13 protein-coding genes are annotated in these 13,481 nt (G+C 61.7%); 9 read left to right on the plus strand and 4 right to left on the minus strand.

Annotation, left to right across the window (positions count from 1 at the left end):
• The first annotated feature begins 25 nt into the window (after window positions 1–25).
• Genes acsA through AC1RL4_RS12920 form a run of 5 tightly spaced genes read left to right on the plus strand, consistent with a single transcriptional unit; the run spans window position 26 to window position 5,206 of the window.
• Complete coding sequence (gene acsA / locus AC1RL4_RS12900) at window positions 26–1,789, plus strand: acetate--CoA ligase (protein WP_028939738.1); 1,764 nt, start codon at window positions 26–28, stop codon at window positions 1,787–1,789.
• Window positions 1,786–2,769, plus strand: coding sequence for a pyruvate dehydrogenase (acetyl-transferring) E1 component subunit alpha (pdhA, locus tag AC1RL4_RS12905; RefSeq protein ID WP_028939737.1), 984 nt, complete (start codon window positions 1,786–1,788; stop codon window positions 2,767–2,769). The genes acsA and pdhA overlap by 4 nt, the downstream gene beginning before the upstream one ends.
• On the plus strand, window positions 2,766–3,752 hold the full coding sequence (locus AC1RL4_RS12910) for an alpha-ketoacid dehydrogenase subunit beta (RefSeq protein WP_096480737.1): 987 nt from the start codon (window positions 2,766–2,768) through the stop codon (window positions 3,750–3,752). The genes pdhA and AC1RL4_RS12910 overlap by 4 nt, the downstream gene beginning before the upstream one ends.
• Before the next feature lie 46 nt (window positions 3,753–3,798).
• The gene (locus AC1RL4_RS12915) at window positions 3,799–4,917 is read left to right on the plus strand and encodes a dihydrolipoamide acetyltransferase family protein (RefSeq protein WP_230172817.1); all 1,119 of its coding nucleotides are present in this window, start codon (window positions 3,799–3,801) and stop codon (window positions 4,915–4,917) included.
• Between the two features lie 10 nt (window positions 4,918–4,927).
• A complete protein-coding gene (locus tag AC1RL4_RS12920; protein WP_230172816.1) occupies window positions 4,928–5,206 on the plus strand; it encodes an acyl carrier protein in 279 nt (92 codons plus the stop codon).
• A 14-nt stretch (window positions 5,207–5,220) separates the two neighbouring features.
• On the opposite strand, the gene AC1RL4_RS12925 is transcribed toward AC1RL4_RS12920, so the two are convergent.
• Genes AC1RL4_RS12925 through AC1RL4_RS12935 form a run of 3 tightly spaced genes read right to left on the minus strand, consistent with a single transcriptional unit; the run spans window position 5,221 to window position 9,688 of the window.
• Complete coding sequence (locus AC1RL4_RS12925) at window positions 5,221–7,599, minus strand: exo-beta-N-acetylmuramidase NamZ domain-containing protein (protein ID WP_230172815.1); 2,379 nt, start codon at window positions 7,597–7,599, stop codon at window positions 5,221–5,223.
• Window positions 7,551–8,822, minus strand: coding sequence for a putative glycoside hydrolase (locus AC1RL4_RS12930; RefSeq protein WP_461772274.1), 1,272 nt, complete (start codon window positions 8,820–8,822; stop codon window positions 7,551–7,553). The genes AC1RL4_RS12925 and AC1RL4_RS12930 overlap by 49 nt, the downstream gene beginning before the upstream one ends.
• Window positions 8,819–9,688 carry a polysaccharide deacetylase family protein gene (locus tag AC1RL4_RS12935; RefSeq protein ID WP_230172811.1) on the minus strand — a complete coding sequence of 290 codons (870 nt, stop codon included), beginning with the start codon at window positions 9,686–9,688 and terminating at the stop codon, window positions 8,819–8,821. Before AC1RL4_RS12935 ends, AC1RL4_RS12930 begins: the two co-directional genes overlap by 4 nt.
• A gap of 220 nt (window positions 9,689–9,908) precedes the next feature.
• On the opposite strand from AC1RL4_RS12935, the gene AC1RL4_RS12940 reads away from it, so the two are divergent.
• Both AC1RL4_RS12940 and AC1RL4_RS12945 read left to right on the plus strand, forming a co-directional pair.
• Window positions 9,909–10,469, plus strand: a complete 561-nt coding sequence (locus tag AC1RL4_RS12940) for a nitroreductase family protein (RefSeq protein WP_230172809.1) — start codon at window positions 9,909–9,911, stop codon at window positions 10,467–10,469.
• A 158-nt stretch (window positions 10,470–10,627) separates the two neighbouring features.
• The gene (locus AC1RL4_RS12945) at window positions 10,628–11,215 is read left to right on the plus strand and encodes a Spy/CpxP family protein refolding chaperone (protein ID WP_230172807.1); all 588 of its coding nucleotides are present in this window, start codon (window positions 10,628–10,630) and stop codon (window positions 11,213–11,215) included.
• Between the two features lie 35 nt (window positions 11,216–11,250).
• Here AC1RL4_RS12945 and AC1RL4_RS12950 read toward each other — a convergent pair whose 3' ends face one another.
• The gene (locus AC1RL4_RS12950) at window positions 11,251–11,817 is read right to left on the minus strand and encodes a bifunctional pyr operon transcriptional regulator/uracil phosphoribosyltransferase PyrR (RefSeq protein ID WP_230172805.1); all 567 of its coding nucleotides are present in this window, start codon (window positions 11,815–11,817) and stop codon (window positions 11,251–11,253) included.
• 289 nt (window positions 11,818–12,106) lie between these two features.
• Here AC1RL4_RS12950 and AC1RL4_RS12955 point away from each other — a divergent pair, with 289 nt between their 5' ends.
• Window positions 12,107–12,811, plus strand: a complete 705-nt coding sequence (locus AC1RL4_RS12955) for a phosphoribosyltransferase (RefSeq protein ID WP_033051674.1) — start codon at window positions 12,107–12,109, stop codon at window positions 12,809–12,811.
• A complete protein-coding gene (locus AC1RL4_RS12960) occupies window positions 12,804–13,454 on the plus strand; it encodes a dienelactone hydrolase family protein (protein WP_019582050.1) in 651 nt (216 codons plus the stop codon). The genes AC1RL4_RS12955 and AC1RL4_RS12960 overlap by 8 nt, the downstream gene beginning before the upstream one ends.
• Window positions 13,455–13,481 lie beyond the last annotated feature (27 nt).

Genomic DNA, 13,481 nt, shown 5'->3' on the forward strand with positions numbered 1-13,481 from the left:
ATGAACAGCCGTTGAGGTGAAGCCCATGCATTTGCCGATGATCAAAAAGCAACTCACCCGTTTGCCGACAAAGCCCAATTGGCTGGACAGCGAGCAAGCCCGCGCAGCCTTTTCATGGCAGGCTCAAGCGCTCGAATTGGCCGGGTTGCCAGGGGGCGGCATGAACCTCGCCTATGAGGCGGTGGATCGGCATGCGATGGGAGGGGCGCGTGAACATACTGCGTTGCGCATACTCGATCGCCATGGCGGGCACCGCGACATCAGCTACGGACAACTGAGTACGCTGACCAACCGCTTTGCCAATGTGCTGAAAACGTTGGGCGTGGCCCCCGGCGAACGCTTGTTTGTGCTCTGTGGCCAAGGGCTGGAGCTGTATCTGGGCGTGCTCGGTGGCTTGAAGCTCGGTTGCGTGGTTTCGCCGTTATTCTGCGCGTTCGGCCCCGAGCCCATCGAAACCCGGATGCGTCTTGGTGAAGGCAGCGTGCTGTTGACCAGCGAAACTCTTTATCGACGCAAGATCGCGGCGGTTCGTGAGCATTTGCCGGCACTCAAGCATGTGCTGCTGTATGACGCCGAGGGTGGGAATACGAACGCCGTTGAGGGTACCCTCAGCGTGCATCGATTGCTGGCCGAAGCCGCTGACGATTTTGACATCGCCCGGACAACGGTCGACAGCCCCGCACTTTTACACTTCACCAGCGGCACGACCGGCACCCCCAAAGGCGTGTTGCATGTGCACGGCGCCGCGCTGACGCACAGGGTCACCGCCAAATACGCCCTGGATTTACACCCTGAAGATATTTACTGGTGCAGCGCCGATCCGGGCTGGGTCACGGGGACTTCATACGGGATTTTCGCGCCGCTGCTGATGGGGGTGACCAGCGTGGTCGAGGGCAACGAATTCGATGCCGAACGCTGGTACAGGATTCTCGAAGAGCAACAGGTGACGGTCTGGTACACGGCACCGACGGCCATTCGCCTCTTGATGAAAGCCGGTGACGCCTTGGCGCGCCGCCATCACTTTCCCTGCCTGCGGTTTATTGCCAGTGTCGGCGAGCCGCTCAATGCCGAGGCTGTCTGGTGGGGCAAAGAGGTGTTGGGGCTGCCGATCCACGACAACTGGTGGCAGACCGAAACCGGCGGAATCATGATTGCCAACACGGTCTCGATGGCCATTAAACCGGGCTCCATGGGCAAACCGTTGCCCGGTGTCGAGGCGGCCATCGTCGAGCGCAAGGCGGACGGTTCGCTGGTGTTTCTCGAGGCAAATGAAGTCGGTGAACTGGCTCTGAAACGACCGTGGCCCGCCATGTTCCGTACTTATCTGGGGCAAGAGGAGCGCTATCGACAGAGCTTCGTCGGTGAGTGGTACCTCAGTGGCGATCTGGTGCGTCGCGATGCCGACGGTTATTACTGGTTCGTTAGCCGCGGCGACGATGTCATCAAGTCGGCCGGGCACCTTATCGGCCCGTTCGAGGTAGAAAGCTCACTGATGGAACATCCGGCGGTGGCCGAGGCTGCCGTGATTGGCAAGCCCGATCCTCTGCTGGGTGAAACCGTGAAGGCGTTTGTTTCGCTCAAGAGCGGATTCACCGCCAGCCCGGCCCTGCACGATGAATTGCTGGGCCATGGACGCAAGCGTCTCGGTGCCGTGGTCGCGCCAAAGGAACTGGCATTCATCCAGGCACTGCCGCACACCCGCAGCGGAAAGCTCATGCGACGTCTGCTCAAGGCTCGGGAGCTGGGTTTGCCGGAGGGCGATACTTCCAGCCTGGAGAATCCGTCATGAGTCTTCAATCGTTGCCCAAAGACTTTGCTCTCGATTTGCTGCGGGACATGGTGCGCATCCGTCGCCTTGAGGAGCGCGCCGGCGAGCTGTATGGAGAGGGCAAGATCCGTGGCTTCCTGCACCTGTACATCGGTGAAGAAGCGGTGGCGGTCGGCGCTCTGCATGCGCTGGCAGCCGACGATGCGGTGGTCGCGACGTATCGCGAACATGGCCATGCCCTGATCAAGGGAGTGCCCATGAAGACCATCATGGCCGAGATGTACGGGCGTCAGGAAGGCTGCTCGCGAGGGCGTGGCGGTTCGATGCACTTGTTCGATGCCGGTACACGTTTCTTCGGCGGCAATGCCATCGTCGCCGGCGGCTTGCCACTCACCGTCGGCCTGGCGCTGGCCGAGCGTATGCAGGGTGGATCGCGGCTCTCCGCGTGCTTTTTTGGTGAAGGTGCCATGGCCGAGGGAGCGTTTCACGAGTCGATCAACCTGGCCGCCTTGTGGCAGTTGCCGATGCTGTTTTGTTGCGAGAACAACCTCTATGCCATGGGCACGGCCCTGGAGCGTTCGCAATCGCAAACCGACCTGTGTGCCAAAGCCTCGGCGTACAAGGTCCAGACCCGGTCTGTCGATGGCATGGATGTGGTCGCGGTGTACGAAGCCACCCGTGAGGCGGTTGAACACATCCGGCAAGGGAGCGGGCCTTTTTTCCTGGAGTTTCGTACCTATCGGTTTCGCGCCCACTCGATGTTCGACCCGCAGCTGTATCGCGACAAGGCCGAGGTGGAGCAGTGGAAGACCCGTGGGCCGATTCACACCTACAGTGCCCGGCTCAAGGCCGAAGGCCTGTTGGACGAACCCGGTTTTCTGGCGATTCTGGCCCAGGTGGACGCTGAAGTGGAGGCCGCCATCGCTTATGCCGAAAGCGCCAGCCTGGAACCGCTGGAGGATCTGTCTCGCGATGTCTACACCCCGAGGGCCGCGCCATGAGCACTCGCATGACCTACCGCGATGCGTTGCGCGAGGCCCTGCGTGAAGCGTTGCAACGGGACCCTCGGGTGTTTCTGATGGGCGAAGACGTCGGCCGTTACGGTGGCAGCTATGCCGTCTCTTTGGGGCTGCTTGAAGCATTCGGCCCGGAACGCATTCGAGATGCGCCGTTGTCCGAGTTGGGCTTCGTGGGGGCCGGTATCGGGGCGGCGCTGGGGGGCATGCGGCCGATTGTAGAAATCATGACCGTGAATTTCAGCCTGCTCGCCCTCGATCCTCTGATGAACACGGCTGCTGCCCTGCGGCATATGTCCGGTGGCCAATTCTCGGTTCCCCTGGTGGTGCGCATGGCGACGGGCGCGGGACGTCAGCTTGCGGCGCAACACTCTCACAGCCTCGAAGGCTGGTATGCGCATATCCCAGGGCTGAAAATTCTCGCCCCGGCGACCGTCGAGGATGCACGCGGCATGCTCTGGCCTGCGCTGCTGGATCCGGACCCGGTGCTGATTTTCGAACACGCCCAGCTCTACAACATGGAGGGTGATACTGGCGACTGGAAGGCTCTGGACATCAGTGCCGCCAAGGTCCGTCGAGTCGGCAAGGACCTGACCCTGATTGCGTATGGCGGCACCCTCGGCAAAGCCCTGACGGCGGCTGAGCAACTGGCCGGGGAGGGGATTGATTGTGAAGTCATCGACCTGCGGGTTCTGCGCCCTCTGGATGACAGCACAATCATGACCTCGGTCTGCAAAACCCGCCGCGCCCTCGTCGTCGATGAAGGCTGGCGCAGCGGCAGCCTGGCAGCGGAAATCATCACTCGGATCGTCGAGCAGGGCTTTTACGAACTGGATGCACCACCGGCGCGGGTGTGCAGCGCCGAAGTGCCGATGCCTTATCCCCGGCATCTTGAAGAAGCCGCACTGCCTCAAGTGTCGACGATCGTCGCCGCCGCGCATGAGCTGTGCGAGGGGACTGCAACGTGATGACAGGCATTTACCGCGTCCAGGTTTCGGGCCAGGAGGGGCAACCATGATCGAATTCAAATTGCCATCGCTGGGAGCCGATATGGATGAAGGCACGTTGCTGGAATGGAAAGTCCATCCCGGTGATGCGGTCAAGCGTGGTCAGGTGATTGCCGTCGTCGATACGGCCAAGGCTGCTATCGATGTGGAGTGTTGGCACGATGGCACGGTGTTGCAACTGCTGATCGATGTCGGCGCCAAAGTGCCTGTCGGTACCGCCATCGCGCAGTTGCTGGAACCGGGTGAAAGTCCGCAGAGCGTGCGACGGACAGCAACGCCCGCGCCTGTGCCGCGTGAGGTGGAAAACCTTTCTGCGCAGCGGCCGAAGATTTCCCCCGCAGCGCGCAAGCGCGCGGCCGAACTGGGGCTCGATGCCAGTCAGTTGCAGGGCCATGGTCCACACGGCGTGGTGACCCTGGAAGATGTCGAAGCCTCCGCCCGTGTGGCGCCGGAGCCCGACCGTAACCAGGCCATGCGTCGTACGATCGCGGCGGCGATGAGTCGTTCAAAACGCGAGATTCCCCATTACTACCTGAGCGAAACCATCGCCCTGGATAAGGCCATGGCCTGGCTGCAGGCACACAACGCGCAAAGCCCACTGCCGGAGCGTCTGTTACCCGGTGTCTTGTTGCTCAAAGCGGTGGCGTTGGCCTTGCGCGACTATCCACAACTCAACGGTTCCTGGCAGGACAACGGCTTTAAACCGGCGGCCGATACAGACCTTGGCGTGGCAATCACCTTGCGCCAGGGCGGGTTGGTCGCCCCGGTTCTGCGGCATGTGGCCGACATGTCCTTGACCGATCTGATGCGTGAACTGTCCAGCCTGGTGGAGCGCGCCCGCGGCGGTTCTCTGCGCAGCTCCGAACTGGGTGGCGCCGGCATCACGGTCACCCAGCTCGGCGATCAGGGCGTAGACAGCGTACTGGGGGTGATCTACCCGCCCCAGGTTGCCTTGGTCGGTTTCGGCCGTATCGGCGATCGGCCCTGGGTCAAGGATGGCCAGTTGTGTGTGATGCCCACCGTCGTCAGCAGCTTGTCAGCCGATCATCGGGTCAGCGATGGTCACTACGGCGCACGCTTCCTGGGGGAAGTCCGTCGTTTGTTACAAACCCCAGAGAATTTGTGAGGGTGAGCCCATGGACCCGCTATCGGTACGCAATCAGGTGTTGAACGCGTTGAAGAGCATCGCTCCTGAAGTCGACCCCGAGCAATTACCCGGTGACCGCCCGCTACGCGAGGAGGTTGATCTGGACTCCATGGATTGGCTTCGCCTCATCGAGGCCCTGAATCGGAGCCTGGGGGTGGTCATTCCTGAAATCGAATACCAACAGGTGGACACCCTGGACAAGCTCGTCGCGTATCTGATGCAAAAGGAAAAAACCGGCGGACAGGCGCCATCGATAGGTAGTCGATGACGCTGCCGGGCGGGTCAATACAGCAAGTTCTCCTGCCGTAGCCGCGCGAAATGCGCAAGCAGCTCTGCGTCGAGCGCCTGCGCCGCGTCAGGTGTCGCGCCATCGCGAATCGCCTGCCACACGCTTTGCGAGCCGATTGAATCACGGGTCGCCGCCAGGTCGAGTAGGTGGGGATAGAGCGTGTGCAAGGTGGCGAGCAGGGTCAGTCCCAGGCTGGCTACAGGGCGTTGCGCAGGCGTTGAGAGGCGGGTGATGCTCACACCATGACAGAGCCGACCGTGCCAGTTTGATTCGGTGGGGACGAAGTCGACCGGCTCGAAATGCGCGCCGACGTCAAACGCATTCAGTGCGTTTGCGAGCCGGGTCGCGTCGATCCACGGCGCGCCGACCCACTCGAACGGATGCGGCGTGCCACGCCCCACACTCAGATTTGCGCCTTCGAGCAAACCGATATCCGGGTACAGGTCCAGCTGGGAGAGCGTGCGCAGGTTTGGCGAGAGCGGCACCCATCCCAACCCGGTGTCGGCAAAGGTCATCGTGCGCCGGTATCCCTGCATCGGCACAACGCGCAGATCCGCACCAATGTGCTTGTTGCGGTTGAATAGACGCGCCAGCTCACCGACGGTCATGCCGGGCTGCAGCGGTGCAGGGAAATAGCCGGTAAACGATTCACGGCGACTGTCCATCACAGGGCCGCCGAAACGTTGTGCGCCGAGCGGGTCGGGCCGGTCCAGCACGAACAGCGCAATGCCTTGCGCCGCGGCGGCTTCGAGTGCGTAGCCGAGTGTCGTCTCATAGGTGAAGAAGCGCACGCCGGCGTCCTGAATATCGAAGATCAGCGCATCCAGCCCTTTGAGCGAACCGGCCGGGAAGCGCTGCGTTGCGCCGTAGAGACTGTGCACGGTGAGGCCCGTCGCCGGGTCGCGAGTGTCGCCGACTCGTTCGTCCACGTCGATGTTCAGCCCATGCTCGGGCGAAAACAGCGCCACCAGTCTGACGCCTGGCGCATGGGCGAGGACGTCGACGGTGCGTCGGCCTTTGGCATCGAATCCGCTGCGATTGGTGATCAAGCCCACGCGCAGGCCGGCGAGCGGGGCAAACTGCTGTGCCTCAAGCACATCAATGCCTGTCTGCACCGGGCCCGTCGAGGTGGGCAGGCGATCGGCGGCACGCAGCGCCGGCAACGCTGAGGGCAGCAACCGGCCGATTTGCGCGCTGTTCGCAGGTGCCCCGCGACTGGCCATCAGTGCAAGCAATTGCGCACGAAGCGGGCGAGCGTCACCGCGGTCATCGGGATACACCCGGTTGCTCAGGATGACGATGAATTGGCGGGTCACCAGATCAATCCACAGCCCCGTGCCGGTGTATCCGGTATGGCCGATGACGCCAATCGGCGGCAGACGATCATGGTTCGATACGAACGGTGCGGCCAGTTCCCAGCCGAGGCCGCGCCACGGCACGCTGTCGAGCGGTGAAACGGCGCTCGCCAGGGCGGAGATACTCGCCGGCCGCAGGATCTGCCGGCTGCCTGCGCGTCCCTGGTTCAGCACCATCTGCGCGAAACGCGCAAGGTCGTCCGCCGTGGAAAACAGCCCGGCGTTACCGGATACACCGTCCATCCATTGCGCCGTCGGATCGTGTACGCGCCCCCGGAGCGTGCCGGCCTTGGTGGCGAGTGTCGGTGCGCTGCGTATCGCTCGCAGGGTATCGGGCAGAAAAACCGTGTCGCGCATGCCCAGCGGCCCGAAGATGTGAGCCTGGCAATAGGCGTCGAGCGAGCTGTGGGTGATGCGTTCGACCAGCTCGCCGAGCACCACGAAATTCAGGTCACTGTAAATGACTTGGGCACCCGGCGCGTTGCGCAGCCGCTGCGCCGCGATGGCGCTCAACACACCTTTGCGGCCCGCAACGGGTGGCCGCCCAGGCAAATCTGGGCGCAGCCCGGACGTGTGTGCAAGCAGGTCACGCACCTTCACCGCCTCTTTGCCGTGCGCCCCAAAGGCCGGCCAATACCGTGCAACGGGGGCGTCCAGGTTGATGCGGCCCGTTTCGGCCAGTTGCAGGATGGCCGTGGTCGTCGCGATGACTTTGGTCAGCGATGCCAGATCGAACTCGGTGTCCAGCGTCATCGGCTCGCGGGGGGGCGTCGTCGTGCGTTGTCCGAAGGCCTGGCGATAGAACACATGCGTGGAATCACCGATCAGGACGACAGCCCCTGGAACGCGTCCGGTGGCGATCTGGCCCTCGACGATTTGTGCGGCTTGCAGGCGCGTCGTCGCATCGAGATCGCCGGCGCATGCGATGTGCGCCGCCATCGCCAGGCCAAGCAGCATCGCCCAGCGCTTCAGCGCTGTGGCAGATCGGCGGCCTCGTAGTGATTGCGTGGGTTCCATAACATCCATCCATCGGTGCCGGCTGCGTCGGCGGCGTGAACCTGAGCACTGATCGCGGCCGCGTCAAACGGGCGACGATCGAAGGCATAGTCACGAAAGGCCTGCAACCAGGGACGAAAGCGCACGCCCGGCAGGTGGGTGCGCTTCATCGCCTCCGCCAGGGTACGCCTGACAATCTGGCCGGGGTCGGCTGTCGGGTTGGTAAAGCCCGGCAGCCCCCATGTGAAACCGGACGGGTACAGCATTGGCGAAATGTAGTCGAGCTCCGCGCCCAGCAGTTCGATTTGCTGGCCGATCGCCGTATCGTCGAGGTTCCAGCAGACGTAGCCGAAGATGTCCGCGGAGACGAATACATTGTAGGGGGCGAGCCGTGCGCGTGCGGCCTGCAGAAAGCCGATGATCGCCGCGGTCCGGTTGGCGCGGTTGTTGGGGAGGGCAAAGCGCAGCCCGCTCTTGTCGGGAAAGCGCACATAGTCGAACTGGATCTCGTCGAAACCCATCTTCGCTGCCTCTTCGGCGACATCGAGATTGTGCTGCCAGACCTCATGGGAAAACGGATCCATCCATTGCAACGTTTCGAGATCCCGCCACGGCTGGCCGTCAGCGGTGTGCACGCTCCATTCTGGATGCGCACTGGCGAATGGATCGTCCTTGAACACCACTATGCGCGCGATCAAGTACGGGTGTTGCGCGCGCAGCTTGGCAAGCAGCGCCGGAAAGTCGCGCATCTGAGGTGCCCGTGTGGTCAAGTGGGCTGTTGCACCGATCGCCTCGCGCGCCGCACTGCGATAGGGCGTCAGGCCACGGTCACCCTTGACGTCGATCACCAATGCATTGATCTCGGTGTTTTCAGCAAGGCTGACAGCGTTGTTGCGCAGGGTCGAACTGGTCACGCCGAACACTGACAGATAGACCGCTTTGGGGCGAAACGGAGTCAGGGCGAGCGTCACAGGCGTTTCGTCGCTCACTTTGGCCTCGGTGCGCAAATACCCAGGGGCGCGGGCGGCGACACTCTCGACCGCCTCGGCCGTCTCGAACCGCCCATTTTCGTCGGTACGCATCACGCCGGCCGACGTCGTGATGATTGCGTCGGCGAGCGGGTTCTGCGTGCTCGAATCGAGCACGACACCGGTGACGGCCAGTGCGCCTTGCCCGGTCAGCAGGGCAGTGACGACGAGCAGCGCCGGGATCGCATAGCGCCTCAATGCGCGGATGAAGGTCATCGCGGGTTCCCCGCGGTCGGCTGAGTGTCCGGTTCACCGAGCAACTGCGCGAACGCGTGTGCGCCGTAGGCATCACTCATCAGAAAGCGCGGCAGGGCGAGCAGTCGTGCGTGCCGGTCGGCCTTGCGCGCGTCTAGTGTGAAGGCCACTGCGTAACCCTCGTCGGAGGCGAGTGCGATCAACTCGTCGTCATAGATACCGAACGGCCACGCGAGCATGTCGACCTGCTGCGCACCGGTTTGCGACTCGATGCGTTGACGTGATTTTTGCAGTTGGGTTCGGACGAATTGCTGGAAATCCGCCGGCGTGCGGTGCCTGCGCTCGACGTTGAAATTGGGATGCCAGTACGTATGCGACTGGATGTCGATGAGCCCGGTCTGCTTCAGGGTTCGCAACTGCTCCCAGGTCAGCGCATAGGACGCGTTGGAGATGGCCGATGGATAGATAAACAGGGTCACCGGAAAGCGTTCGCGCTGGATGACGGGCAGCAGTTTGTCGAAGACCGAACGATGCCCGTCGTCGACGGTGATCGCCACCGGCTTCGACGCTAATGTCGCATCGGGATTGCGCAGCCAGTCGACCACCTCGCGCAGCGACACAATGTGATAACCGTGCTCGCGCAGGACGCGCAACTGGGTTTCGAAGGTGCTCATGCGCACGGTCATCGAGTCGTCCGCCGTGTCCGAGAACCGGTGGTAAACGAGGATCGTGACGCCTGGCTCGACGCTCTTTGCGGCGTTCTGTGCGGCGTTCTGTGTGGCGCCACCCGTGCTCCAGGCCAGTGCGCAGACGCTTGTCAGCATGATGCGGATCAGCAGCCGGAACGCGACACTCCCACCGATACACGCCATGATTTTCCCGCACATGTCAGCGCTCCTGCGCGAGCCAGACGCTTGCAGTGTGTATTGAGCGTTCATCGTCTATCTGATGCAGATCAATTTCGCGCAATGTGGTCCGCTCCGAGGGGGCGAGTCGTCAGACAAAACGGCAGGCCGGTTGTGCCTTGATTTGATTTAGATCAACAGCAAGCCCTCGTGGGCGGATGACTTTATAAAGGATATGACACTCTTTTGAGGTATGCCCCCCATGAACATCGATAAGGCGATCTTGGGCCGTCGCTCGACACGGGAGTACACGACAGAAGCGGTTGATGAAGACATCATTCGTCGTTTGATCAGTGCCGCTGCGCAGGCGCCCAGCGCGATGAACCAACAACCGTGGACATTTACCGTCATACGCGACCAGAGCCTGCTGGATCAGGTCTCGCGCGAAGCGAAGGCTCACCTGCTGGCGACAATACCCGCAGAGGCCCAGCCCGAGCACTTCCATACGTTGCTCGATGATGAACACTATCAAATCTTCTACCACGCGCCGGTACTCATCCTGATTTCAGGAACCGCGCCGGGTCAGTGGGTTGTCGAAGACTGCGCACTGGCTGCCGAGAACCTGATGCTCGCGGCGTACGCTGAAGGATTGGGTAGTTGCTGGATCGGTTTTGCCCAGGGTTTTCTCGGTACTGCGCAAGGAAAGCATGCACTTGGCCTTCCCACCGAGTGGACGCCAGTGGCACCGATCATCGTGGGTCACCCGAAATCTGCCCCCGCGCCCGTGCCCCGGAATGAACCCGTGATCCGCTGGATTGGGTGACAGCACCGTAGATAACGATTGTTGGCCGCTCCTCTTACGGGGCAGCTCGACCGTTTATCCACTTGCCCGGAGGTCTGCCTGTTTTCTGATGTGGATCAGATACGCCCCCAGGCCGACTCCTATTCTCGAATCAACCCACGGTATCGAGATGAACTGAAATGAACAGATCAAGCCTGATCGGCCAATGCATGTTAATGGCGGCAAGCCTGTTGCTGGTGCCCTCTACCAGCGTCTTCGCCAACCCGCCGACGTCTGCTGCGCAAGGTGGCATGTATCATCGTTTTCTGGATTTCGATTGGGTCAAATACACGCAACAGACCCTGGACGATCTCAAAGGCAAGCTCAATCTCAAGCCGGAGCAAATGGCTGCCTGGGATACCTGGGCCACGGGGGTCATGGCGGACGCCAATCAGCATCAGGAAAAGGCCAAGGCCGAACGTGATGAAAGGGCGGGCACGAAGAGGGCGCCGATGAATGAAACGACCCCCGAAAGAATGGCCAGAGAGATAGAGCGTTTGCGCACGCAAACCAAGTGGATGGAGGCGCATCTGGAGCGCATGGATGCTGCGCTGGTGCGTACCAAAACTTTCTACGAGGTTTTGGATGCTGAGCAGAAAACCATTTTCGATCTGTTCTGGACGGTGGTGCATCACCGGCTCTACGGCAATGACCGTTGGCAGATGCCGATGCACATGTTCAGACCACGAATGATGGAAGGCGACCAGGACGAAAAAAGTAAACAGTAAGCGCTACTCACTGTTCGATTACGCATGTTGCGCCGTCATCGCGCGGCGCCATGCCGCCAGACTTCAATACAAAATTCCCTTTCGTAAGGGGGCACGTTGCATTCGACGATGTCAGTGGCGGCCACTTGCAGATGCACGCCGACGATATCGGCATGGATCGGCTGCTGGCAGACGTGCCGGTCGACCAATACGGCCGTATAGACCCGACGAGCACCGAGTTGCGCCAGATACGCGCAGGTACGCAGGAGCGAATGGCCTTCAAACAGCACATCGTCGACAACGAGCAGGGTGGTGCTGGCAAGGTCCAGTTCGCCCAGCAGCGGGTTTTCGGTCAGTTCGGTGCGGGCATGCAGCACTTTGAGGTCATCGGCATAGCGCTTGACCTTCAAGGGGTAGAGCGGCAGTTCTGGCTGGCCGGTCTGATGTGACAGATGCTGTTGTAAGCGCTGCGCCAGAGGTTCGCCGCGGCGCTGGATGCCAATCAGTGCCACTTGAGTGGATGGCAACAGTGCCGCGGCCTGGTGCGCCATTGCCTGCAGCACCGAATCGAGTTCATCGCTGTCGTACAAGCGCAATCGCGGGCTCGCAAATAAGGTCGGCATGACAGTCTCCCATAGCGCGCCGCTGCGGGGCGGCGCTGTCCACTATTGGCAACGTAATCCATTGGGCCCCAGCCTGATTGATATTGATCAACAACGGCGAAATGAAATGCCCGGTCCCTTGCGCGGACAGGGTTGGCCTTGCGCGCGAGCTTGATAAAAATCAACGACAAGGAGACTCCAGCGGAGGACTTTTAATGAAAACTGATGCTTGATCCCGCAAGGACGTGGAGAGGTCAAGGCTGTGTGATACGAACCGACAGGTGTGATCGCCTGGGGAGGTGTTCAAGTGATTTATAGTCCCTCAACGCAAACCCTCCTGCGTGACCGGGTTGATGCCGGTCGAAGGCTGGTGGAGCCGCTGCTCAAATACGCTCATCGACCCGATGTCATCGTTCTCGCCTTGCCCCGTGGCGGCGTGCCGGTTGCCTATGAAATTGCCACGGCCCTGGAGGTTCGCCTGGACCTGATGCTGGTCCGCAAGCTCGGGGTGCCATTCCATCAGGAGTTCGCCATGGGCGCGATTGCCAGTGGCGGTATCCAGATCGTCAATGACGACACGCTGCGGGCGAACCGTATCGATCAGCGCACGCTCGATAACGTGGTGGCACGGGAAACCCAGGAGCTGTTGCGTCGCGAGCGCTTGTACCGGGGCTCGCGTGCCCCCTTGGCGCTCAAGGATCAGGTGGTGATTCTGGTCGACGATGGCCTGGCGACCGGGGCCTCAATGATGGCAGCGGTCCAGGCGGCGCGCTTGCAAGCACCGTCGCGTATTGTCGTCGCCGTGCCGGTGGCGCCACCGGAGACGGTAGAGGCGCTGTTTAGCGAAGTCGATGAGGTGATCTGCCCGCTCACCCCCGAATGGCTGATGTCGATCGGCAATTGGTATTTGAATTTTTCCCAGACCTCGGACGAAGAAGTCATCGATCTTTTGCATCGGGCCTGGCGCAGAGAATCCGATACGAGTGCTTCCGGTCAGGAGAACTCCGATGTTTGAGCTTCGCTATCGAAAACTGGACCTGGGGAACGTGGAGCTGTCTGCCGACCTGCGTCTGCCGGCGCACGCTGGCGGCCTGGTGGTGTTCGTTCATGGCAGCGGCAGTGGTCGTTCAAGCCCGCGTAATCAACAAGTTGCGCTGTCTCTGGCTCAGCGGGGGTTGGGCACGTTGCTGTTCGATCTGCTCACAGAGCCAGAGCAATACCTGGACAACCAGACCCGGGAATTGCGTTTCAATATTGCGCTGCTGTCCAACCGACTGGTGAAGGTGATCGACTGGATTGGTCGGGACGCCGAACTGCAACCGCTACCGATGGGATTGTTCGGCGCAAGCACCGGTGCTGCGGCGGCACTATTGGCAGCGGCCGAGCGGGCGGACGTGGTGCATGCGGTGGTGAGCCGGGGAGGGCGGACCGACCTCGCCGGAGCGGCGTTGTCCCGCGTGAAGGCGCCGACCTTGCAGATTGTCGGTGAGCTGGATCCGGTGGTGCTCAATCTCAATGTGCAAAGCAGTCGCGCCCTGCAGTGCGAACAGCGGCTGGAAGTGGTGGCGGGCGCGACACATCTTTTTGAGGAAGCAGGAACCCTCGAAGAAGTCGCCAGACTGGCCGGCGACTGGTTCGAGCAGTATTTGCGACGGTAGTCATCCCACGCAGACGACCACCGTCCG

The sequence above is a fragment of the Pseudomonas sp. GW822-FHT07A10 genome (genome assembly GCF_058798795.1).